Here is a 6129-nt window from a genome sequence, read left to right on the forward strand (position 1 = left end):
ACATTTTATCTAAGTTTGCCGTCTTATGAGCAAGCAAACAGACGATTTCTTTAAAAATGTAGTTTCACACGCCAAGGAATATGGCTTTGTTTTTCCTTCGAGCGAGATATACGATGGTTTGAGCGCGGTATACGACTATGGCCAGTTGGGAGCCGAACTCAAAAACAACCTCAAAACCTATTGGTGGAAGGCCATGGTTCAGCTCCACGAAAACATTGTGGGCATCGATGCAGCAATTTTCATGCATCCCACCACCTGGAAAGCCTCCGGCCACGTGGATGGCTTCAACGATCCGATGATAGACAACAAGGATTCGAAAAAGCGTTACCGGGCTGATCAACTCATCGAAGATAAGATTGCACGTTACGAGGCAGAGGGAAAAACCGGAGAAGCCCAGCAATTGCAAGCCGATCTCGACGCCGCGCTCAATGCCGACGACCTTCCTAGGCTCAAAGCACTCATTGAAGCGCATGACATCGTTTGTCCCATTTCCGGCACAAAAAACTGGACCGATGTGCGGCAGTTTAATTTGATGTTTTCCACACAGATGGGTGCCTCGGCTGAGGATGCCGAGACGGTATACCTGCGACCTGAAACGGCGCAGGGCATTTTTGTCAATTTTCTGAACGTGCAAAAAAGCGGGCGGATGAAAATCCCTTTTGGGATAGCTCAGATCGGAAAAGCATTCCGCAATGAGGTCATTGCCCGCCAATTCATCATGCGTATGCGTGAGTTCGAGCAAATGGAGCTGCAATTCTTCGTACGCCCCGGTACCGAACTCGAATGGTACAACAAATGGAAAGAAACCCGTTTGAAATGGCACTTGGCTATTGGCGGCGATCCGGAAAAATACCGCTACCACGACCACGTTAAACTGGCACATTATGCGAACGCAGCGGTAGACATCGAATACGATTTCCCTTTTGGCTTCAAAGAAGTGGAAGGTATCCATTCCCGCACCGACTTTGATCTTAGCCAGCATCAAAAATTCTCGGGCAAAAAGATTCAATACTTCGACCCTGAAATCAACCAGAATTACATTCCCTATGTCGTTGAAACATCAATCGGTGTAGACCGGCTTTTCCTGTGCGTACTATGCAATGCGTTTGAAGAGCAAGATCTTAGTACGGAAGATAAGCAGGACTCCCGGTCTGTGCTGCATTTTCATCCTACGTTAGCACCGGTAAAAGCGGCAGTCCTGCCACTTACTAAGAAGGATGGCCTTCCTGAAAAAGCGAGAGAGATTCTCAATCGGCTCAAAATGGACTACAATGTCCAATACGACGAAAAGGACTCCATTGGAAAGCGGTACCGTCGTCAAGATGCGATCGGCACCCCATTTTGTATTACGGTTGACTACCAGTCACTGGAAGATGACACCGTAACACTTCGCCACCGGGACAGCATGGAGCAGGAGCGGGTCGCTATCGCAGATTTGGAAAAAATCGTTGCTGATTTAGTAAGCTGGAAAAATCTCCTAGGCGGATTATAGTTGCCTAAGAGATTTTTCAACTATTTAGCATACACTTCAAATTCCGCGATTGACACAGCGGACCGATTGCTTGATGTATTCGCCACGGCTTCAACCGTGAATCGGAAATAACGTGCCTGCACCGGCTTACCGAAATCTACGAATTGCAGGATGGGATTGGCTACGATGTTTGAAAACTCTCCACGGGCTACGGCTTCCCATCGGTTTCCATCTACACTGGTTTCAAAAACATAATGGCTTATTAGGCCAGCTCCTTCTCCATCCTGCCGGGGGAGGTAACCAAAGCCCGTAAGGGTTTGTAGACTTCCCATGTCTATACTGAAATAGTTGGGCAAATCCACTTCATTGGTAAGCCAACTGCTTTCCTTATTCCCATCCCATGCCAATGCAGGATTGCCTCCATCCAGCAGATTGTTTTGGATGTTCCATTTGGATGGATCCGCAGCTTTCCGTTCGTTAGTCTGTGTTTCAAATGCGGACGCTGCTATCCTAAACAGGCCAAAATCACTGAGTGCCGCAGCGACTGGAGCAAACAACCGCAATCGCAATTGTTTCGTGGTAACCGGTTCTTCCAAGGCAATAAGCCGACAAGAGCCAATGCTGGTTGCCATGGCCAACGGTTGCCACGTCTCATCTTTCCAAACATCTACCCATACGCTGTCCAAACGCTGCCCTAATTTAATGTTCTCACGCAAGCGGATGAGATCAAAGGTTGATTCATCCTTCAATTCCACGATCAGCGCGGGTTGGGTTACATCATCGTCGGTTGCCCAGTAGCTATAGCGATCGTCATCGAGTAAATTAGTTGGACCGAAATGCTTCCCCTGATTTTTCCGTATGTTGGATGCATTAAACGAAGCTCCCGAAGCAAAATTTTCCGCGAACGTCCTGTTCAATTTGTCACCAAATCCCTTCAACGAAGCAACATCATTGGGATGCAGCACTCCGTCCATATTGGGGGCCAGTCCCAAATTGAACGCCGCGCCACGGCCTACACTTTTTAGGTACAGGTCGAATAACTGATCGGGTGTTTTTACTGCATCATCCTGCTCGGGATGATAAAACCATCCCGGTCGCTGAGGCACATCACATTCGGCCGGAATCCAATATTTACCATCCCGCTGCCCGCTTCCCAGGAACCGGTCGTCAATAAAGCCTGGTGCCGGTTTGCCCCCGTCGGGTGCCACCGGAGTAAACGTCGCCCATGAAGTTTCCCCGGCGATGCCTTTTTCATTCCCTACCCACCGGACATCCGGACCTATGTCACTAAAAATTACCGCTGTGGGCTGCATTTCCCTCGTAATTGGCCACGTTTTTTCTTCCCACTGATAATAGGTAGAACGATCAATACGACGGGCTTCATTAGCCCCACCATAGAATCCATCCCCACCATTCGCACCGTCATGCCAACTGATAAACAACGGTCCGTAGTTGCTATATAATTCCCGCAGCTGTTCACGGTAGGCGTCAGCATATTCCGGATCACCATATTTCGGGAAATTCCGATCCCATGCAGACACATATACTCCGAACTGCATTCCTTCCTTATGAGCGGCCTCCATAAATTCCTTCACCATATCGCCCTTCCCACCACGCCACGGACTGTGGGATATGTTGTACTCCGTGGTTTTCGTTGGCCACAAACAATAACCATCGTGATGCTTGGCCACCGATATCAATCCGTTGAATCCTCCCGCCTTTGCTGCAGCAGCAATCTGGTAGGCGTCAAAATGCTTCGGATTGAACAACTCAGCTGGCGCATCACCAAATCCCCATTCCTTATTCTGAAACGTAGTAGGGGTAAAGTGGATCAGGCAGTACATCTCCATCTCGTGCCAGTTTAACTGAGCTTCGGTAGGGATCGGTCCATAGGGAGCGGGGGCATCCTGGTGATCAACTGCATTACATCCCGCCAATCCTCCCGTCGCTGCCAAGCTTAGCACCATTAACTTTCCTAAGTAATCAAATACCATGCGAATAGGGTTTATAAGCTATAAAGATAGCTGTTTTTACGAATACTAAAGATGCGTTGTCAAAACGATTTAATACAAGGGTAAATAAGATTAATTTTCAGCTATTTATTGATTTTATATCAATTCGACATCATTATCAATTTTAACTATAACACATCGTTATTAGTGATTTAATCCGTCCTTTCATACCGTCTATATTTGGAAATCAAACGAGGAATAAATTAAGTTAACAACTATTAAAACGTGACACCATGGACAGCAAGGCTAATAACACCGGCAAATGCCCATTTCACAATGGATCATCTACTACGCCACAAAAACAGAATGTAGGTGGGCGGGGCACGAGTAACCGCGACTGGTGGCCAAATCAATTAAAGTTAAGCATTCTCCGTCAGCACTCACCGTTATCTAACCCAATGGAGAACACTTTCAATTATGCGGAAGCATTCAAGAGCCTTGACTTACAGGCAGTAAAGCAAGATCTCCGCCAGTTGATGACCGATTCGCAGGATTGGTGGCCTGCTGACTTCGGCCATTATGGCCCTTTGTTTATCCGGATGGCTTGGCACAGTGCCGGCACCTACCGGATCGGCGACGGACGCGGTGGAGCCGGACGAGGCCAACAGCGCTTCGCCCCACTCAATAGCTGGCCCGATAACGTCAGCCTCGACAAAGCACGTCGCCTACTTTGGCCCATTAAACAAAAATATGGAAGAAAAATATCTTGGGCAGATCTATTGATCCTTACCGGTAACGTCGCCTTGGAATCAATGGGATTCAAGACTTTTGGTTTTGCTGGAGGGCGCGAAGACACGTGGGAACCAGAACAAGACATCTACTGGGGTTCGGAAACCACTTGGCTGGGTGGCGATAAACGTTATGCACATGGGTCAGAAGGGGTAGAAAAAGACGGCGCGGTACTTGTTTCAGATGACACGGCAGACGGCGACATTCATTCGCGCAATTTAGAGAAACCCCTGGCTGCTGTACAAATGGGATTAATCTACGTCAACCCCGAAGGTCCCGACGGAAATCCAGACCCCATTGCTGCCGCGATAGACATCCGGGAGACCTTCAAACGCATGGCTATGAACGACGAGGAGACAGTTGCGCTCATTGCCGGTGGTCACACATTTGGGAAAACACATGGTGCAGGCGATGCAGCACTTGTTGGCCCCGAACCTGAAAGTGCCGGTATCGAAGAGCAAGGCCTCGGTTGGAAAAGCAGCTATGGTACGGGCAAAGGTGGTGATACCATCACCAGTGGCCTGGAAGTCACCTGGTCCACCACGCCGACAAAATGGAGCAGTAATTTCTTCTGGAACTTGTTTGGCTACGAATGGGAGCTGACAAAAAGCCCTGCCGGCGCACACCAATGGGTAGCTAAAGGTGCCAATCCCATCATACCAGATGCCCACGACTCGTCTAAAAGACACCTACCTACCATGCTTACAACCGATCTTGCGCTACGATTCGATCCGGCATACGAAAAAATCTCCCGCCGATTCTTTGAAAATCCGGATGAATTTGCCGATGCCTTCGCTCGTGCCTGGTTTAAGTTGACACACCGGGACATGGGTCCCCGCTCGCGGTATCTAGGTCCTGAAGTACCCGAAGAAGAACTGATTTGGCAAGACCCCATTCCCGCTGTAGATCACATTTTGATCGATGAAAAAGACGCAGAAGCGTTAAAGATACAGATACTGAACACAGGGTTATCCATACGGGAATTGGTATCAACCGCATGGGCCTCTGCTTCCTCTTTCCGTGGTTCAGACAAACGAGGCGGGGCAAACGGTGCCCGCATCCGCCTCGAACCTCAGAAAAGCTGGGCGGTTAATAATCCCGCTCAACTTGAAAAAGTGCTGAAGACACTTGAAGGCGTCCAAGCGGCTTTCAACGATGCCCAATCTGATGGTAAAAAAATATCGCTTGCCGACCTGATTGTATTAGCCGGTTGCGCCGGTGTTGAACAGGCTGCGAGGGATGCAGGCCACGAAATCAGTGTTCCATTTATCCCCGGCCGCATGGATTCTTCTGAAGAACAAACCGATACAGAATCATTCTCGTGTTTGGAACCTCCTGCTGATGGATTCCGAAACTACCTGAAAACTAAATATACCGTATCTACCGAAGAACTGCTAGTGGACAGAGCTCAACTGCTGACGCTTACCGCACCGGAGATGACCGTATTAGTAGGAGGCATGCGGGTATTGGACACCAATTTTGATCACTCCAAACATGGTGTGTTTACGGAACGTCCCGAAACACTTACCAACGACTTCTTCGTCAACTTGCTTGATATGCGCATTGTCTGGAACGCGATGGATGAAAGTAAAGAATTGTTTGAAGGCCATGATCGCGTTACCGCAGAACTGAAGTGGACGGCAACCCGCGCTGATCTCATCTTTGGATCAAATTCAGAACTTAGGGCGCTTGCCGAAGTGTATGGAAGCTCAGATGGACAGGAAAAATTTGTGAAAGACTTTGTAGCAGCATGGAACAAAGTAATGAATCTGGATCGTTTTGATTTGATTTAATATGTCATACGCCTGAGCGATTCAGCTCAGAAATGGATAAAAAGAAGAGGCTGTCTCAAAAGTAATTTCTTGAGGCAGCCTTTTTGTTTCTGCAAGTTTGTTATTCCGGCGTTTTCCACAATAT

3 protein-coding genes are annotated in these 6129 nt (G+C 48.3%); 2 read left to right on the forward strand and 1 reads right to left on the reverse strand.

The window, feature by feature from the left end:
* Window positions 1-25 precede the first annotated feature (25 nt).
* A complete protein-coding gene (locus IEX60_RS19215) occupies window positions 26-1492 on the forward strand; it encodes a glycine--tRNA ligase (RefSeq protein WP_188753033.1) in 1467 nt (488 codons plus the stop codon).
* A gap of 20 nt (window positions 1493-1512) precedes the next feature.
* On the opposite strand, the gene IEX60_RS19220 is transcribed toward IEX60_RS19215, so the two are convergent.
* Window positions 1513-3465: an alpha-L-fucosidase gene (locus tag IEX60_RS19220; protein WP_229717653.1), complete on the reverse strand. Its 1953-nt coding sequence runs from the start codon at window positions 3463-3465 to the stop codon at window positions 1513-1515.
* A gap of 251 nt (window positions 3466-3716) precedes the next feature.
* Here IEX60_RS19220 and katG point away from each other — a divergent pair, with 251 nt between their 5' ends.
* A complete protein-coding gene (gene katG, locus IEX60_RS19225; RefSeq protein WP_188753034.1) occupies window positions 3717-6005 on the forward strand; it encodes a catalase/peroxidase HPI in 2289 nt (762 codons plus the stop codon).
* The last annotated feature ends 124 nt before the right edge of the window (window positions 6006-6129 follow it).

It is taken from the genome of Parapedobacter defluvii (assembly GCF_014642075.1).
Taxonomy (GTDB): domain Bacteria; phylum Bacteroidota; class Bacteroidia; order Sphingobacteriales; family Sphingobacteriaceae; genus Parapedobacter; species Parapedobacter defluvii.